Source organism: Bradyrhizobium sp. YR681, assembly GCF_000282615.1.
Lineage (GTDB): Bacteria > Pseudomonadota > Alphaproteobacteria > Rhizobiales > Xanthobacteraceae > Bradyrhizobium.
The window spans coordinates 1-12,714 of the sequence record NZ_AKIY01000337.1 but is presented as its reverse complement, the minus strand read 5'-3'; the positions used below and the strand labels follow the sequence as shown (position 1 = coordinate 12,714).

General features: G+C 64.9%; 15 protein-coding genes and 1 riboswitch. Of the genes, 5 read left to right on the top strand and 10 right to left on the bottom strand.

Features of this window, described 5'->3' with window-relative positions; all coding sequences use genetic code 11:
• Positions 1–39 precede the first annotated feature (39 nt).
• Together PMI42_RS36490 and PMI42_RS36485 are read left to right on the top strand one after the other, a co-directional pair.
• Complete coding sequence (locus tag PMI42_RS36490; RefSeq protein WP_008144861.1) at positions 40–243, top strand: tautomerase family protein; 204 nt, start codon at positions 40–42, stop codon at positions 241–243.
• Positions 244–415: 172 nt separating this feature from the next.
• Positions 416–808 (top strand): thioesterase family protein, encoded by a 393-nt coding sequence (locus PMI42_RS36485; RefSeq protein WP_008144858.1) that lies wholly within the window; start codon positions 416–418, stop codon positions 806–808.
• Between the two features lie 3 nt (positions 809–811).
• Here PMI42_RS36485 and proC read toward each other — a convergent pair whose 3' ends face one another.
• Positions 812–1,639: a pyrroline-5-carboxylate reductase gene (gene proC, locus PMI42_RS36480; RefSeq protein ID WP_008144856.1), complete on the bottom strand. Its 828-nt coding sequence runs from the start codon at positions 1,637–1,639 to the stop codon at positions 812–814.
• 198 nt (positions 1,640–1,837) lie between these two features.
• Positions 1,838–2,338, bottom strand: coding sequence for a type III secretion system chaperone family protein (locus PMI42_RS36475; protein ID WP_008144855.1), 501 nt, complete (start codon positions 2,336–2,338; stop codon positions 1,838–1,840).
• A gap of 409 nt (positions 2,339–2,747) precedes the next feature.
• A riboswitch (FMN riboswitch) is annotated at positions 2,748–2,918 on the top strand.
• Between the two features lie 76 nt (positions 2,919–2,994).
• On the opposite strand from PMI42_RS36475, the gene PMI42_RS36470 reads away from it, so the two are divergent.
• Positions 2,995–3,558 (top strand): 6,7-dimethyl-8-ribityllumazine synthase, encoded by a 564-nt coding sequence (locus PMI42_RS36470; protein ID WP_008144853.1) that lies wholly within the window; start codon positions 2,995–2,997, stop codon positions 3,556–3,558.
• Positions 3,559–3,648: 90 nt separating this feature from the next.
• Here PMI42_RS36470 and PMI42_RS36465 read toward each other — a convergent pair whose 3' ends face one another.
• The 8 genes from PMI42_RS36465 to PMI42_RS36430 form a co-directional block, all read right to left on the bottom strand.
• Positions 3,649–4,683 (bottom strand): D-alanine--D-alanine ligase family protein, encoded by a 1,035-nt coding sequence (locus PMI42_RS36465; RefSeq protein WP_008144852.1) that lies wholly within the window; start codon positions 4,681–4,683, stop codon positions 3,649–3,651.
• Positions 4,680–5,708, bottom strand: coding sequence for a putative zinc-binding metallopeptidase (locus tag PMI42_RS36460; protein ID WP_008144850.1), 1,029 nt, complete (start codon positions 5,706–5,708; stop codon positions 4,680–4,682). Before PMI42_RS36460 ends, PMI42_RS36465 begins: the two co-directional genes overlap by 4 nt.
• Positions 5,709–5,930: 222 nt before the next feature.
• On the bottom strand, positions 5,931–6,884 hold the full coding sequence (locus PMI42_RS36455) for a ribose-phosphate pyrophosphokinase (RefSeq protein WP_008144848.1): 954 nt from the start codon (positions 6,882–6,884) through the stop codon (positions 5,931–5,933).
• Positions 6,885–7,078: 194 nt separating this feature from the next.
• Positions 7,079–7,693, bottom strand: coding sequence for a hypothetical protein (locus PMI42_RS36450; RefSeq protein ID WP_008144847.1), 615 nt, complete (start codon positions 7,691–7,693; stop codon positions 7,079–7,081).
• 228 nt (positions 7,694–7,921) lie between these two features.
• Positions 7,922–8,689, bottom strand: coding sequence for a peptidoglycan editing factor PgeF (pgeF, locus tag PMI42_RS36445; RefSeq protein ID WP_008144846.1), 768 nt, complete (start codon positions 8,687–8,689; stop codon positions 7,922–7,924).
• Complete coding sequence (locus PMI42_RS36440) at positions 8,689–9,804, bottom strand: class I SAM-dependent methyltransferase (protein ID WP_008144845.1); 1,116 nt, start codon at positions 9,802–9,804, stop codon at positions 8,689–8,691. The genes pgeF and PMI42_RS36440 overlap by 1 nt, the downstream gene beginning before the upstream one ends.
• 21 nt (positions 9,805–9,825) lie before the next feature.
• Complete coding sequence (gene lgt, locus PMI42_RS36435; RefSeq protein WP_008144844.1) at positions 9,826–10,674, bottom strand: prolipoprotein diacylglyceryl transferase; 849 nt, start codon at positions 10,672–10,674, stop codon at positions 9,826–9,828.
• Between the two features lie 14 nt (positions 10,675–10,688).
• Positions 10,689–11,420, bottom strand: a complete 732-nt coding sequence (locus PMI42_RS36430; protein WP_008144840.1) for a dienelactone hydrolase family protein — start codon at positions 11,418–11,420, stop codon at positions 10,689–10,691.
• A gap of 185 nt (positions 11,421–11,605) precedes the next feature.
• Between PMI42_RS36430 and PMI42_RS36425 the strand changes: the two genes are divergently transcribed.
• Together PMI42_RS36425 and PMI42_RS36420 are read left to right on the top strand one after the other, a co-directional pair.
• Entirely contained in the window at positions 11,606–11,857 is a 252-nt protein-coding gene (locus PMI42_RS36425; RefSeq protein ID WP_008144838.1) for an accessory factor UbiK family protein, read from the top strand.
• Between the two features lie 249 nt (positions 11,858–12,106).
• The coding region (locus PMI42_RS36420) for a 50S ribosomal protein L25/general stress protein Ctc (protein ID WP_008144836.1) at positions 12,107–12,714 on the top strand (608 nt) is incomplete at its 3' end.

The window sequence follows — 12,714 nt, the reverse complement described above, 5'->3', positions numbered from 1 at the left end:
GGACAAGCCCGGCCATGACGAAGCAGCAGGGAGACAACGATGCCTGAGATCACAGTCAGCATGGCCGAGGGCCGCACCGACGAGCAGAAGGCCGGCATGATGCGCGACATCACCCAGGCGCTGGTGAAGAATCTCGGCGTCGACGCCGATGCCGTCGTCATCCAGATCAACGAAGCCCCGCTCCGCCACAAGATGAAGGGCGGCAAGACCTTTGTGGAGCGCGCGGCGGCGGCGAAGAAGTAATTTCCGCTTTAGCGCCGATCACAACTGTCGTCCCCGCGAAGGCGGGGACCCATAACCACAGGGCGTGGTTGTGGGCGAGCTGGCAACTCCGAGTCTTCGCCAAACTCGATCCTGTGGTTATGGGTCCCGGATCTGCGCTTCGCTTGTCCGGGACGACACTGAGCAAGCACCCATGGACGCACGCGACTTCATCAAGGTCGGCATGAGCGCCGAGCGCACGCTGGTGGTGCCGGTGGAGCGCACGGTCGGGCATTTCGTGCCCGGCATGCCGATGGTCTATGCGACGCCGATGATGATTTTGGAAATGGAGATGACGTCGGGCGATGCGATCCGCGCCGCGCTTCAGCCGGGTTGGGTCACGGTCGGCACCGAGGTCGATATCCGCCATCTCGCCGCAAGCCTCGTCGGCGCGACGGTACGGACTACGGCGAAAGTCGTCGCGGTCGAGCGCCGCGTCATCCGCTTCGAGGTCGAGGCGTTCGAGGGCTCGCGCAAGCTTGGCGAAGGCCGCCACGCCCGCGGGCTCGTCAATGTCGCGATGTTCAACAAGCGGCTGGGCGCGTAGCCGTTACTTCGCCAATTCCTTCGACCGCTTCGTCGCCGCCGCAATCGCGCGGATCATCAGGTCGCGCAAGCCGGGCTCGCCCATCAGCACACCGAGCGCCGCGGCGGTGGTGCCGCCGGGCGAGGTGACGTTCTGGCGCAGCGTGGCGGAGGGAAGCTCCGACTGGTGCAGCAATTCGCCGGAACCGGCGACCGTCTCGCGCGCCAGCCTGGTCGCGAGCGCCTCGGGCAATCCGGCTTCGACGCCGGCGCGCGCCAGCTCCTCGGCGAGGAGGAACACATAGGCCGGGCCCGAGCCGGAGACGGCGGTCACCGCGTCCATCAGATTTTCATCCTCGACCCATTCCACAGAGCCGGTCGCACGCAGCAGCGCGTCAGCTAACGCGCGCTGTCCGCTGCTGACATTCTTCGCGGCAACGGCCACCGTGATGCCGCGGCCGATCGCGGCCGGCGTGTTCGGCATCGCGCGCACCACGGTGCCGCCGCAGACCTCCGCCAGCGACGCGATCGTGGTGCCCGCCATGATCGAGACCACCGAGGTTTTTTCCGAGACGAAAGATTTCAGCTTCGCGCCGGCCTCGCGGAACATCTGCGGCTTCACCGCGACGACCATCGTCTCGACAAAGCCTGTCGCCGCCGCATCGGGATTGAGCGCGACGCCCTTGGCCGCAAGCGCGGTGATCTCGGGCGAGATGAACGGATCGACCACGGCGACGCGGCGCGGATCGAGCCCGCCCGCCAGCCAGCCGGTCAGCATCGCGCCGCCCATCTTGCCGGCGCCGGCGAGAAGGATGGTGCCGGTGATGTTTTGAAGAGTGCTGTTGTCTGCCACTGCGCTCACCACGGATTCAGCTGTCGTCACCGCGAAGGCGGGGACCCCCGCGCGAGCGCTTGCGCTCGTCGCGTACCACAGGCGGTTCTAGTGGATCGAGGTGTTGGCAACAAGCCGCGTGCCACAACAGGCATCACGCGGTAGGGATCCCGGATCTTCGCTGCTCGTCCGGGACGACGGCGGAGGGCGAGGCGAGACCTACGCTTCTCCGACCGTATCGAACATCGCGGCGTCCATCGCCTCGGTTGTGGACTTGCCGGCCCACACCACGAACTGGAACGCGGGAAAATAGCGTTCGCAGGCGTGGATGGCGCCGGCCAGCATGGCCTCGCATTGCGCGGTCGAGGCGGTGAGCCCGCCCGGCAGCACCAGGGCCTGGCGGTGCATGACCATGCCCGTGGTGGTCCACAGGTCGAAATGGCCGACCCACAATTGCTCGTTCACCGCGGCGACGAGGCGCTGCACTTCGCCGCGCCGCGCGACCGGAATCTTCATGTCGAACGCGCAGGCCAGATGCAGTGCCTCGATCTCGCCCATCCAGGTGAATGAGATCTGGTAGTCGGTCCATTGTCCCTTCGAGACAATCGTCAGTTCGTCTTCGCCGGAGCGTTCGAACGGCCAGTTGTTGCTGGCGGCGATGTCCTCGACCACTGCGAGCGGGTGGCTTTTGGAATCGATAGTGCCTTCGAGCAGGGACATGCCGTCTCGACCTCTTGCCTTTTTGTTGTCTTTGATACGCACGCGGTTGGTCCGGCGCGCGCTCCCTCGATATCGCTGAGGCGATCCCTCGGAGTCGCTGTTGCGGTCTCGGGATCAGCGCGGGCTTGTCGCGGATCAACTGATGTGATTTGCGGAATCTGCGCAACTGGCTGCCGAGTCCGTCCACAAGCCAGGACTCGTTCGTCCACAGCTCATCTCGGCCACAATTATTAACGAAAAGAACAAATCGGAATCGGAGTCCCGGGCCGTGCGCCAATCGTTAATTCCGCCCCGCGAGGGCCGGCCCGCCATGGTGGCATGGGACCATGCGGTTTTTCCATGCGGAACGCGCTTGCCGCGGCTCCGAACCGGCGTCATATTTCGCCTCAGGCCGTTCATTCCGGACGGCCGATGTTCTCAGGGCGGGGTGAAAGTCCCCACCGGCGGTAAGGGTCGAAAGGTCCAAGCCCGCGAGCGCCTTCCCCAGGCTTTCCTGAAAAGGATTTGCCGAAGGGAAGGGTCAGCAGATTCGGTGCAACTCCGAAGCCGACGGTTAAAGTCCGGATGAAAGAGAACGGTCGGTGGCGGACGCATCGCAAGATGCGGCTGTTTGTCGTTCCGTGTGCCCTGATTCTGGTCCTTAACTGAGGAAAGCCATGAATCAGATGTTGCAAGACCCCCAAGCCGAAACCTCCCAACCAACCCAAACGCCGCCGCGGGTTCCGCAAGGTCCGGTGCCGGAGCATCCGCGCTTCGCAAAGCCGCAGCGGGTCGCTTTCGTGCAGGCCTGCTGGCACCGTGACGTGGTCGAGGAGGCCCGCATCGCCTTCATCAAGGAGGCCGAAGCGCGCCACCTCACCCATGTCGACGTGTTCGAGGTGCCGGGCTCGTTCGAGATCCCGCTGCACGCGCAGATCCTCGCCAAGACGCGGCGCTACACCGCGATCGTCGCGGCCGGCCTCGTCGTCGACGGCGGCATCTATCGCCACGAGTTCGTCGCCGACACCGTGATCAAGGCGCTGATGGACGTGCAGCTGCGCACCGAGGTGCCGGTGTTCTCCGCGGTGCTGACGCCGCAGCAATTCCACGAGACCGAAGTGCACTACGATTTCTTCCGCAGGCACTTTGCGATCAAGGGCGTCGAGGTCGCGGCCGCCTGTGCGGAGACGTTGCTCGGCCTCGAGCGCCTGCGCGGCCAGGTCGCGGCGGGGATCGTGTAACGCAGCGCAACGAGCATCACCCCTCATCCCAGGGCGCGCGTGGCGCGTCTCTAAGGATGAGGGGCTACTCCACGATCGCCGCCATCTGCATCACCCCAGCGACACCCCCGCCTTGGCCCGGCTGATCCCAAGCGTCAGGATGCGCTGCAGGAGATCCGGATATTTGAGCCCGGCATGTTGAGCCGCGGTGGCGAACTCCTGGCTCTTGGCGATCTCGGGATTGGGATTCGCCTCGATGAAATACGGCGTGCCGTCTGCGGCAAGGCGAAAGTCGATGCGCGCGTAGCCGTCGAGGCCGAGCGCCCGGTAGATGCGTTTCGCGGCGCGTTGGATGCGGGCGGTGACTTCGGGTGCGAGATCCTTTGCCGGCCCGTCGACGATGCCGACCTTCTCCTGATAGTCAGTGTCGTGCTTGGCTTTTTCGGTCGCGATGTGGCGTGATCTGCGCCCGCCCATGCTGCCGAATTTCAGCTCCCAGATCGGCAGGACGCGCAGCCGGTTGTTGCCGAGCACGCCGACATAGAGCTCACGCCCCTCGATGAACTGTTCGGCAATGGCGGCGGTTTCGCTCCGCTCATGGATGAAGGCGACGCGCTCGGCCAGCTTCTCGTCGGTGTCGACGATGGAGGCCTGGGAAATACCGGCAGATCCATCCATGTTCAGGCTCTTGACGATCAGCGGCAGGGCAAGATGCTTCGGCCGCGTGACCTTGCGCCGCATCGGGAAAACGGCGAACGCCGGCACCGCGATGCGTCGGTGATGCACGAGCGTCTTGGACAGATCCTTGCCACGCGCCAGGATCAGCCCGCGAGGATTGCAGCCGGTATAAGCGACCTTCATCAGTTCGAGATAGCTTGCGATATGCTGGTCGAAGGCGACGTTGTTGTGGAATTCCTCCAGCAACGTGAAGACCACGTGTGGCTTGAATTCCTCGATCGCGTCACGGACCGGCTTGATCTCCTCCTGCGCCCCGAGCGGGCGGACCTCGTGGCCCGCCGCGCGCAAGGTGCTCACGACGTCGTATTCCGTCTTCCAGTTGTTGATTTCCTGCGGGGTGTAGCCGTCGGACGAGTCCGGCGGCAGGAAATCCGGATGCATCAGCACGAGAATACGGAGTCGCCTCATAGCGCGATCCATTTGCGCCGAGACGGGCCAAACAGCGCGTGCATCGTCTTGGCGGTCACGAGGACGGTGAAATCGAGAACGAGCTTCTGTTCGGGGCCGACGGCGCGCAGATCGAGTTCGCGGCAGCGCAAGATCATGTCGTCGAGCACGGCATCGAGCGTGAGCTGGTTCTCGCCGGTCCATCGCGCGACCAATTGCCTGATCTGGGCGCGGTGGCGCCTGATCAGGGCCGAAGCCGGCTTTGAGCGGTGATGCCGTGGATCGGCTGAAAACAGCCGGGAGAGGTCGCGGTCGTAGGTCTTCGGCGGCGTGAAGGCGTAGAACGCCTGCTTCTTCTTGTAATGCTCTTCGAGCGTCTGGCTGAGCCGCCCCAGCGTATCGACGCGTTCTCGCGTCGTGATCAGCGGTCGCTTTCCCGCGATCTCGCTCATCAGCTCGTCGACATATTCGAGCTTCTTCAGCGCCGGCCATCCGGCATATCGCGTCCGCCAGTTCGAACGCGGCCGCAGCCACACCGCAAAAGTTTCGGCGAAATCCTCATCCGGATGGCTCTGCGCGTACCACAGCCGGAGATGCTGGACGTAACGCCTGCTGGCCGGATTGGGCCGGTAGTAGCGTGGGTAGCGTTTTGACGACGGGCCGAACAGCTGTTGCCAGCGCCGGCGGCGCTGCAGCTGATAGCCGTGCTGGATGGCATGGCCCGCCTCGTGACGGAGGATGGCCATGCATTCGCGCCAGGTTCCGCCCTCGACGTCGAACATCATCTTCTTCTCGAGCTTCATCAGGCGGGGATGGGCGAGATAGAACGGAATGGCGATGCCGGGCACATCGCCCGGACTGAACCATTCGCTCGAGATCCAGGTGTGCGGCCGCAACCGGATGTCCCGCTCTTCGAGCTCCTCATGGAGCGTGCTGACGCAATCCTCGAGCCAGGTGCCTTCGACCGTAACCCTCAGGCTGGAGAGGCGCTGCTTGAGCAACTCGTCATCCGACAGCTTCTCCCAGGCAAACTTCCGGCGTGGCATCGGGCATCCTGAGGGCAGAAATGACTCGGTTGCCGGATGATGTCATGGGCGGCGGTTGGCAACAACCCGGGGGCTGCGGGGCGTGCTGCGTTGCATCCGGGCTCGATGCCGTAAGGCGGGCAAAGCGAAGCGTGCCCACGTTCCGAGTGCGATCAGCGTGAGATGGTGGGCACGGCGCCTTGCGCCTTTGCCCCCTGCGCGACCTTTCGAAGTCGAAAAAACTTAGTCGAACAGGCTCGACACCGACTCTTCCGCGGCGGTGCGCGCGATCGCATCCGAGATCAGGCTGGCGATCGGCAGGGTGCGGATGTTCGGCGCCTTCGTCACCGCATCCGTCGGCAGGATCGAGTCGGTGATCACGAGCTCCTTCAGCTTGGAGTTCGTGATGCGGGCGGCCGCGCCGCCGGAGAGCACGCCGTGGGTGATGTAGGCGTAGACGTCCTTGGCGCCCTTGGCGATCAGCGCATCGGCCGCGTTCACCAGCGTGCCGCCGGAGTCGACGATGTCGTCGATCAGGATGCAGGTGTAGCCGGCGACGTCGCCGATCACGTTCATGACTTCGGACTCACCCGCGCGCTCGCGGCGCTTGTCGACGATCGCGAGCGGGGTGTTGATGCGCTTGGCAAGCCCGCGCGCGCGGGCCACGCCGCCGACGTCGGGCGAGATCACCATGGTCTTGGAGAGGTCGAACTTGTCCTTGATGTCGCGCACCATCAGCGGCGCCGCGTAGAGATTGTCGGTTGGGATGTCGAAGAAGCCCTGGATCTGGCCGGCATGCAGGTCGAGCGTCATGACGCGGTCGACGCCGGCCTGGGTGATCAGGTTGGCAACGAGCTTGGCCGAGATCGGCGTGCGCGAGCCCGATTTACGGTCCTGCCGGGCGTAGCCGAAATAGGGCAGCACGGCGGTGATGCGGCGCGCCGAGGAGCGGCGCAGCGCGTCGGTGATGATCAGCAATTCCATCAAATGGTCGTTCGCCGGGAACGAGGTCGACTGGATGATGAAGGCATCCGAGCCGCGGACGTTCTCCTGGATCTCGACGAAGATCTCCATGTCGGCGAAGCGCCGGACCACCGCCTTGGTCAGCGGCAGGTCGAGGCCCTGCGCGATGGCCTGTGCGAGAGCCGGATTGGAATTGCCGGCGACGAGCTTGATGGAGCCGTTCTTGGCCGACATGGACGCTTCCTCCCGCGCTTTGCTGGACACGACGTTCAACATCAGAGACTACCCACTGACAGCACGGTTACGACGGGCGAGGAAATATCAGGCTGGAGGCCGCAATGGCAACCCGGCATGCTACGTTTTCCCTCTGAAAATCCTGAGTCGGGCCAACGGCTTGGCCGCAACTTGAGCCCGTGGTTTAGCGGGGGTTATCGCTCGGCATAGCCGAGTGCTGTGGCCGGCATGCCGGGCGCGGGGGCGTCCGGCATCACGCTTGCCACCGCCGGTCCCCGCAGGGCCGGAGCAGGGCCCGGCGCATCCGGGGTGCCGTTGATCATGTTGGAAAGTCCGCTGAATCCGGCCTGGGCGATCTTCCGCAGCACGAGGTCGTCGGCGGCTTGCCAGGGATCGCGGCCGCCCTTGGCGGCGGTCGGTTCCTCGCCGGACAGGCGCAGCGCCCGCTGCTGGTTGGCGTCGTAGACGTCCCAGACCCAGGCGATCACGGTCTTGCCGCGCACCACCTGGGCGGAGAGGTAGCTGCGCACGCGGTAGGCAGCCGAGCCCTCGCGGGAGACCACGGAGAGGCTGCGCAGCTTGGATTCGCTGTCGAGCACGCCGACCATGCGGTCGAACACCTGAGGCGGCGGTCCGTCGATCGATTCGAAGGCGACGGTCGCCCCGCTGCCGCCGCTCGGCGCCATTGCATAGGAATTGCTCGGCGCGTTGCCACCGGCGCAGCCGGCCAGCACGGTCGCCGCAGCCAGCAGCATGACCGCCAGCACGCGCGAACCTGCGCGGCGCAAGATGGATGACGCGTCCCTCATTATGGAGGGCAGCGATATCGTTAAAACGCATTAACGTCTAGGGCGCGGGCGACACAGATCCGGGGCATTCCGGGCACTAATCTTGTGCATCGCCCCGGAATGAGACGACGTTGCCCCTGTGTTCACGCTTCGAGCGTACAGCCTTTAAAGCGACGGTTGGGACAACGGTGCGTGTCCCGGACGCGCTGCGGCGCGCAGTGCCGCTGCGCTGAGCCGGGGCACGAGACGTCACCCCTCCAGCGCGATCGCGTGAACGTGCCGGCCGTAATCCGGTTCCTTGCGATGCACCGAGCGGCGGTAGCTGAAGAAGCGATCGTCCGCATAGGTGTCGAGGCCGAGGTCGTCGATCATCAAAATGCCGGCGGCCTCCAGCCGCTTGCGGATGAAGCCGGCGAGATCGAACATTGCGTGTCCCTCGCGCACCGACGGAATGAAGAACATTCCGTTGTCCGCATCCGCCTCGATGAAGCGCGCCACGAATTCATTGCCGACCTCGTAGCTCTCCTGGCGGATCAGCGGGCCGATCGCGGCGATGATGCCGCTGCGCGTGGCGCCGAGCTTCTCCATCGCGAGAATCGTGGATTCCAGCACGCCGGTCAGCGCGCCCTTCCAGCCGGCATGCGCGCCGCCGATCACGCCCGCATTGGGGTCGACGAACAGCACGGGACCGCAATCGGCGGTGGAGACGCCGAGCGCAATGCCGGGCGTCTTCGTCACCAGCGCATCGCCCTTCGGCCGCGGGCCGCTCGGCCAGGGCGTCTCGGCCACGAGCACGTCGGGCGAATGGATCTGGTGCAGGCTCAGGAAACGCTCCGGCGCGACGCCGACATGCTCGGCCATGCGGCGGCGGTTCTCCGCGACGAGGGCCTGATCGTCATTGGAGCCGAGCCCACCGTTCAGCGCGGAATAGATGCCGCTGGAGACGCCGCCTTCGCGGGTGAAGAAGGCATGGCGCAGGCCGGGCACCGCCGACAGCAGCGACGAAACGACAGTCATCAATTGCCTCCGGCCTGTTCGAGATCGCTGAGGCCGGCGAGGCCTGTCAGCCGTGGCTCGGAAATGCCGAGCACCTTGAACATCGAGCCCATGCCGCTGCGCCCGGTATCGGTCAGGCGCTTGAGCGCAACCGAGATATCGGTGGCGACCTCGGGCGTCGCCTTCTGCATCAAGGCATTGGCACGGGTGTCGATGCCGACGCGCTTGAGGAAGTCGCCCTGCGTCACCGGACCGTGCACGCGCGCGCCGACATCCTCCGCCGCACGCGCGAGCGCCTGGAAGTCGACATGGGCGGTGACGTCGGCCTGGCCCGGCGCCTTCAAGGGATCGGTGAAGGTGTGGCGGGCGATCGCCTGGAAAGTGTCGCCGGCATCGCTGCGTAGGTGGCCGTAGTCGATGATCAGCGCAGCGCCGTCCTGGTCGCGCACGCGCGTGGCGAGCTTCATGACCTCGCCGTCCGGTCGCCATTCGAACACGGCGCCGACGGGCGCGGCGCGCACCAGCGGCGGCAGCAGCACGTCGAAGCGCGGCGTCGGCTCGGTGGCGGCGCCGAATTGAAGCTTGCCGTTGGGGTCGATCTCGATCACGCGCTCGTGCCAGCCGTTCTCGCGCTTCACCATCTGGTGGATCGGCAGCACGTCGAAATATTCGTTGGCGAGGATGATGCTGGGTCCATCCGGCACGTCGTCGATGCTGTCGTGCCAGGCGATGTTGCGCACGCCGGACAGCGTCGCATTCTGCCGCTCGCGCAGCACGGGATTGACCTCGACCAGATGGATGCTCAGCGCCTGATAGAGCGGCGGCAGCACGCGGAGCGCGCGCAGCGCATCGGCCATCATGGTGCCGCGGCCGGGGCCAAGCTCGATCAGCCGCAGAAATTGCGGCGAGCCCATCTGCTTCCACACCGAGGCGGTCCACAATCCCAGCAGCTCGCCGAACATCTGGCTGACCTCGGGCGCGGTGGTGAAGTCGCCCTCACGGCCCAAGGGATCGCGCGAGACGTAATAGCCATAGCGCGGATGCATCAGGCACAGTTCCATGTACCGCCAGACCGGCATGGGGCCTGAGGATTTGATCAGCGCCTTGATCTCGTTGAGTAGCGGCTGTTCGGTCACGGTCCATCTTCTCGAAAGGAATTAACGAATGGCCTTTGCGGGCTTCGGCGCACCGCGCCTCACCGCCAATACAATAAGGATGAGGCCGACAATAAGCATCGGGATCGACAACAGCATGCCCATGGTTAACCAGTCGCCGAGCAGGAAACCGAGCTGGGTATCCGGCTCGCGGAAATGCTCGCCGGCGATCCGGGACAGGCCATAAATCAGGATGAAGGCGCCGAGGATCATGCCGGGCCGCTTCAGCGCGCCGAAGCGGATCATGATCGCGAGCACCGTGAACAGCAGGATGCCTTCCATGCCGGCTTCATAGAGCTGGCTCGGATGGCGCGGCAGCTGGGTGTGATCGTTGGGGAAGATCATGGCCCAGGGCAGGCTGGGATCGGTGGCGCGGCCCCATAACTCGCCATTGATGAAATTGGCGATGCGGCCGAGCAGCAACCCGACGGGAGCGACCGCGGTGGTGATGTCGCCGAGCGACAGGATCGAGATGCCGTTCCGATAGGCGAACCACATCACCGCGACGACGCAGCCGAGGAAGCCGCCATGGAAGGACATGCCGCCCTCCCACAATTTGAAGATCGCGGCCGGATGATCGATGAAGAAAGGCAGATTGTAGAACAGCACGTAGCCGGTGCGGCCGCCGAGGATGATGCCGAGCGTCACCCACAGGATGAAGTCGTCGATCTGCACCAGCGACATCGGCGCAGGGCCGCCCCACAGCCGCTCTTTCTTCAGCAGCGAGCGCGCATAGAGCCAGCCGAACACGATGCCGCAGATATAGGCCAGTGCGTACCAGCGGATCGCGAACGGACCGATCTCGATCGCGATCGGCTTGAAGGCGGGAAAGTCAATGAGAAGAAAGGGCATCAGGCCTTCTAGACTTAAACGAGATTGCGGCGATAGAGCGCCAGCAGCCGCTCCCAGTGCCGCTCGGCGGCGTCGCGGTCGTAGACCGGGCGCTTGGGGAAGGCGAAGCCGTGATGCGTGCCGGGATAGATCTCGACCTCGGCTTTGGCACCGTTCATGCCCTGCTTGACCTTCTCGATGATCTCGGTCGGCGCATAGATGTCGGTCTCGGCGCAGGCGAAATAGAGCTCGGCTTTGGTCTTGCTTGCCGCGAGATGCGGGCTGTCGTCCTGGTCGGTCGCGAGCTGCGTGCCGTAGATCGAGGCGGCGGCCCTGACGCGGTCGGGGAAATGCGTCGCGGCGTTGACGGCGTAGCGCCCGCTCATGCAGTAGCCGACAGTGCCGATGATCTTAGTGTTCGCGGCGGCCTGGCCCTCGGCATAGGTGAGCAGGGCGCGGGTGTCGTCCATGATCATGGGAATGGTGAGCGAGCCCATCAGTGCGAACATGCGCTTGCGTTCGGGCGCGTTCGGATCGGCCGGCAGCGCGCCGAGCTCCATCACGCCGGAGCGGTAATACAGGTTCGGCAGCATCACGTAATAGCCCGAGGTCGCGAGCCGGCGCGCCATGTCGCGCAGCTCTTCGCGGATCGCCGGCGCGTCCATGTAGAACAGGACGACCGGAAACGGCCCGCCGCGTTCGGGATGGGCGATGAAGGTTGCGGTGTGACCGTCCTTGGTGGGGATTGCGATCTGCTGCTCGATCATGTCTTGCGTTCCGCCTTGTGATTCTTGTTATGCAGGGACGTTGAATACGATTGCAAGGAAACCGGGGCATGACAAGGATACCGCCGCTTCGCTCTTGAACCGTTCGGCTCCGATTGCCATTGTCTTTTCGAGCGTTCGCGTAGAGTTTATCGCAAGGCCTTCAAAAGACCGATCAGGAGACCGACATGACCCAGACCAACAACCGGTTTTTCGACGAGATCGGCCGCCTGATGAACGACGCCGCCGGTGCGGCCCAGGGCGTCAAGCGCGAGTTCGACACGGTGCTGCGCACCCAGGCCGAGAAATTCCTGCGCGACATGGATCTGGTCAAGCGCGAGGAGTTCGAGGCGGTCAAGGACATGGCGCGCCTCGCCCGCGAGGAGAACGAGGCCCTGAAGGCGCGCATCGCGGCGCTGGAGGCCAAGCTCGGCGGGTAACGACGGCCCCGTAGCCCGGATGGAGCGCAGCGCAATCCGGGAGCTGCGCCCGCGGAACCACCCGGATTACGCTGCGCTCCATCCGGGCTACAGTCCCCGCCAGGCAGCCCATTCTCCTTGTCATTTCCGCATCTTCCGGGTAAAAGCCCGCCAAGTTCGTGGCCCCCGCACCCCTGGAGGCTTGCTGCGAACTATGCCATGGGCCGCGCTGCGGCCCATTAACTTTTGCAAAAACAAGGACTTAACGTTATGGCGACGACCGTCAAGGAATTGAAGGCGACCGCACGTCCGAAGAGCGGCAAGGGGGCCGCCCGGGCTGAGCGTCGCGCCGGGCGCGTGCCCGGAGTGATCTATGGTAACAACCAGCCCCCGCTGACGATCTCGATTGCAGATCGCGAACTGCGCCAGCGCATCCTCGCCGGCCGGTTCCTGACCACGCTGGTCGACATCGACCTCGAGGGCAAGAAGCACCGCGTGATTCCGCGCGACTACCATCTCGATCCGGTCAAGGACTTCCCGATCCATGTCGACTTCATGCGACTGGGCGAAGGCGCCACCATCCGCATCAGCGTTCCCTTGCACGTCGTGAAGTCGGAAGCCTCCCCGGGCGTGAAGCGCGGCGGCACCGTCAACATCGTCGCTCACGCGATCGAGCTCGAATGCGGTGTCGAGAGCATTCCGCAGTACATCGAGGCCGACGTCGGCGCGCTCGAAATCGGTCACTCCCTGCATCTGACCGACATCAAGCTGCCGGCCGGCGTGAAGGCGCTGACCCGCGAGGACGCGACCCTCGTCACGATCGTGCCGCCGTCCGGCTACGCCGAAGAGCAGAAGGCCGCTGCTGCGGCTGGCGCCCC

What these genes read in the sequence shown, in the direction of transcription:
- PMI42_RS36490 (WP_008144861.1), top strand. Translation starts at nt 40, where the DNA reads ATGCCTGAGATCACAGTCAGCATGGCCGAGGGCCGCACCGACGAGCAG.
- PMI42_RS36485 (WP_008144858.1), top strand. Translation starts at nt 416, where the DNA reads ATGGACGCACGCGACTTCATCAAGGTCGGCATGAGCGCCGAGCGCACG.
- PMI42_RS36475 (WP_008144855.1), bottom strand. Translation starts at nt 2,338, where the DNA reads ATGTCCCTGCTCGAAGGCACTATCGATTCCAAAAGCCACCCGCTCGCA.
- PMI42_RS36470 (WP_008144853.1), top strand. Translation starts at nt 2,995, where the DNA reads ATGAATCAGATGTTGCAAGACCCCCAAGCCGAAACCTCCCAACCAACC.
- PMI42_RS36465 (WP_008144852.1), bottom strand. Translation starts at nt 4,683, where the DNA reads ATGAGGCGACTCCGTATTCTCGTGCTGATGCATCCGGATTTCCTGCCG.
- PMI42_RS36460 (WP_008144850.1), bottom strand. Translation starts at nt 5,708, where the DNA reads ATGCCACGCCGGAAGTTTGCCTGGGAGAAGCTGTCGGATGACGAGTTG.
- PMI42_RS36455 (WP_008144848.1), bottom strand. Translation starts at nt 6,884, where the DNA reads ATGTCGGCCAAGAACGGCTCCATCAAGCTCGTCGCCGGCAATTCCAAT.
- PMI42_RS36450 (WP_008144847.1), bottom strand. Translation starts at nt 7,693, where the DNA reads ATGAGGGACGCGTCATCCATCTTGCGCCGCGCAGGTTCGCGCGTGCTG.
- pgeF (WP_008144846.1), bottom strand. Translation starts at nt 8,689, where the DNA reads ATGACTGTCGTTTCGTCGCTGCTGTCGGCGGTGCCCGGCCTGCGCCAT.
- lgt (WP_008144844.1), bottom strand. Translation starts at nt 10,674, where the DNA reads ATGCCCTTTCTTCTCATTGACTTTCCCGCCTTCAAGCCGATCGCGATC.
- PMI42_RS36430 (WP_008144840.1), bottom strand. Translation starts at nt 11,420, where the DNA reads ATGATCGAGCAGCAGATCGCAATCCCCACCAAGGACGGTCACACCGCA.
- PMI42_RS36425 (WP_008144838.1), top strand. Translation starts at nt 11,606, where the DNA reads ATGACCCAGACCAACAACCGGTTTTTCGACGAGATCGGCCGCCTGATG.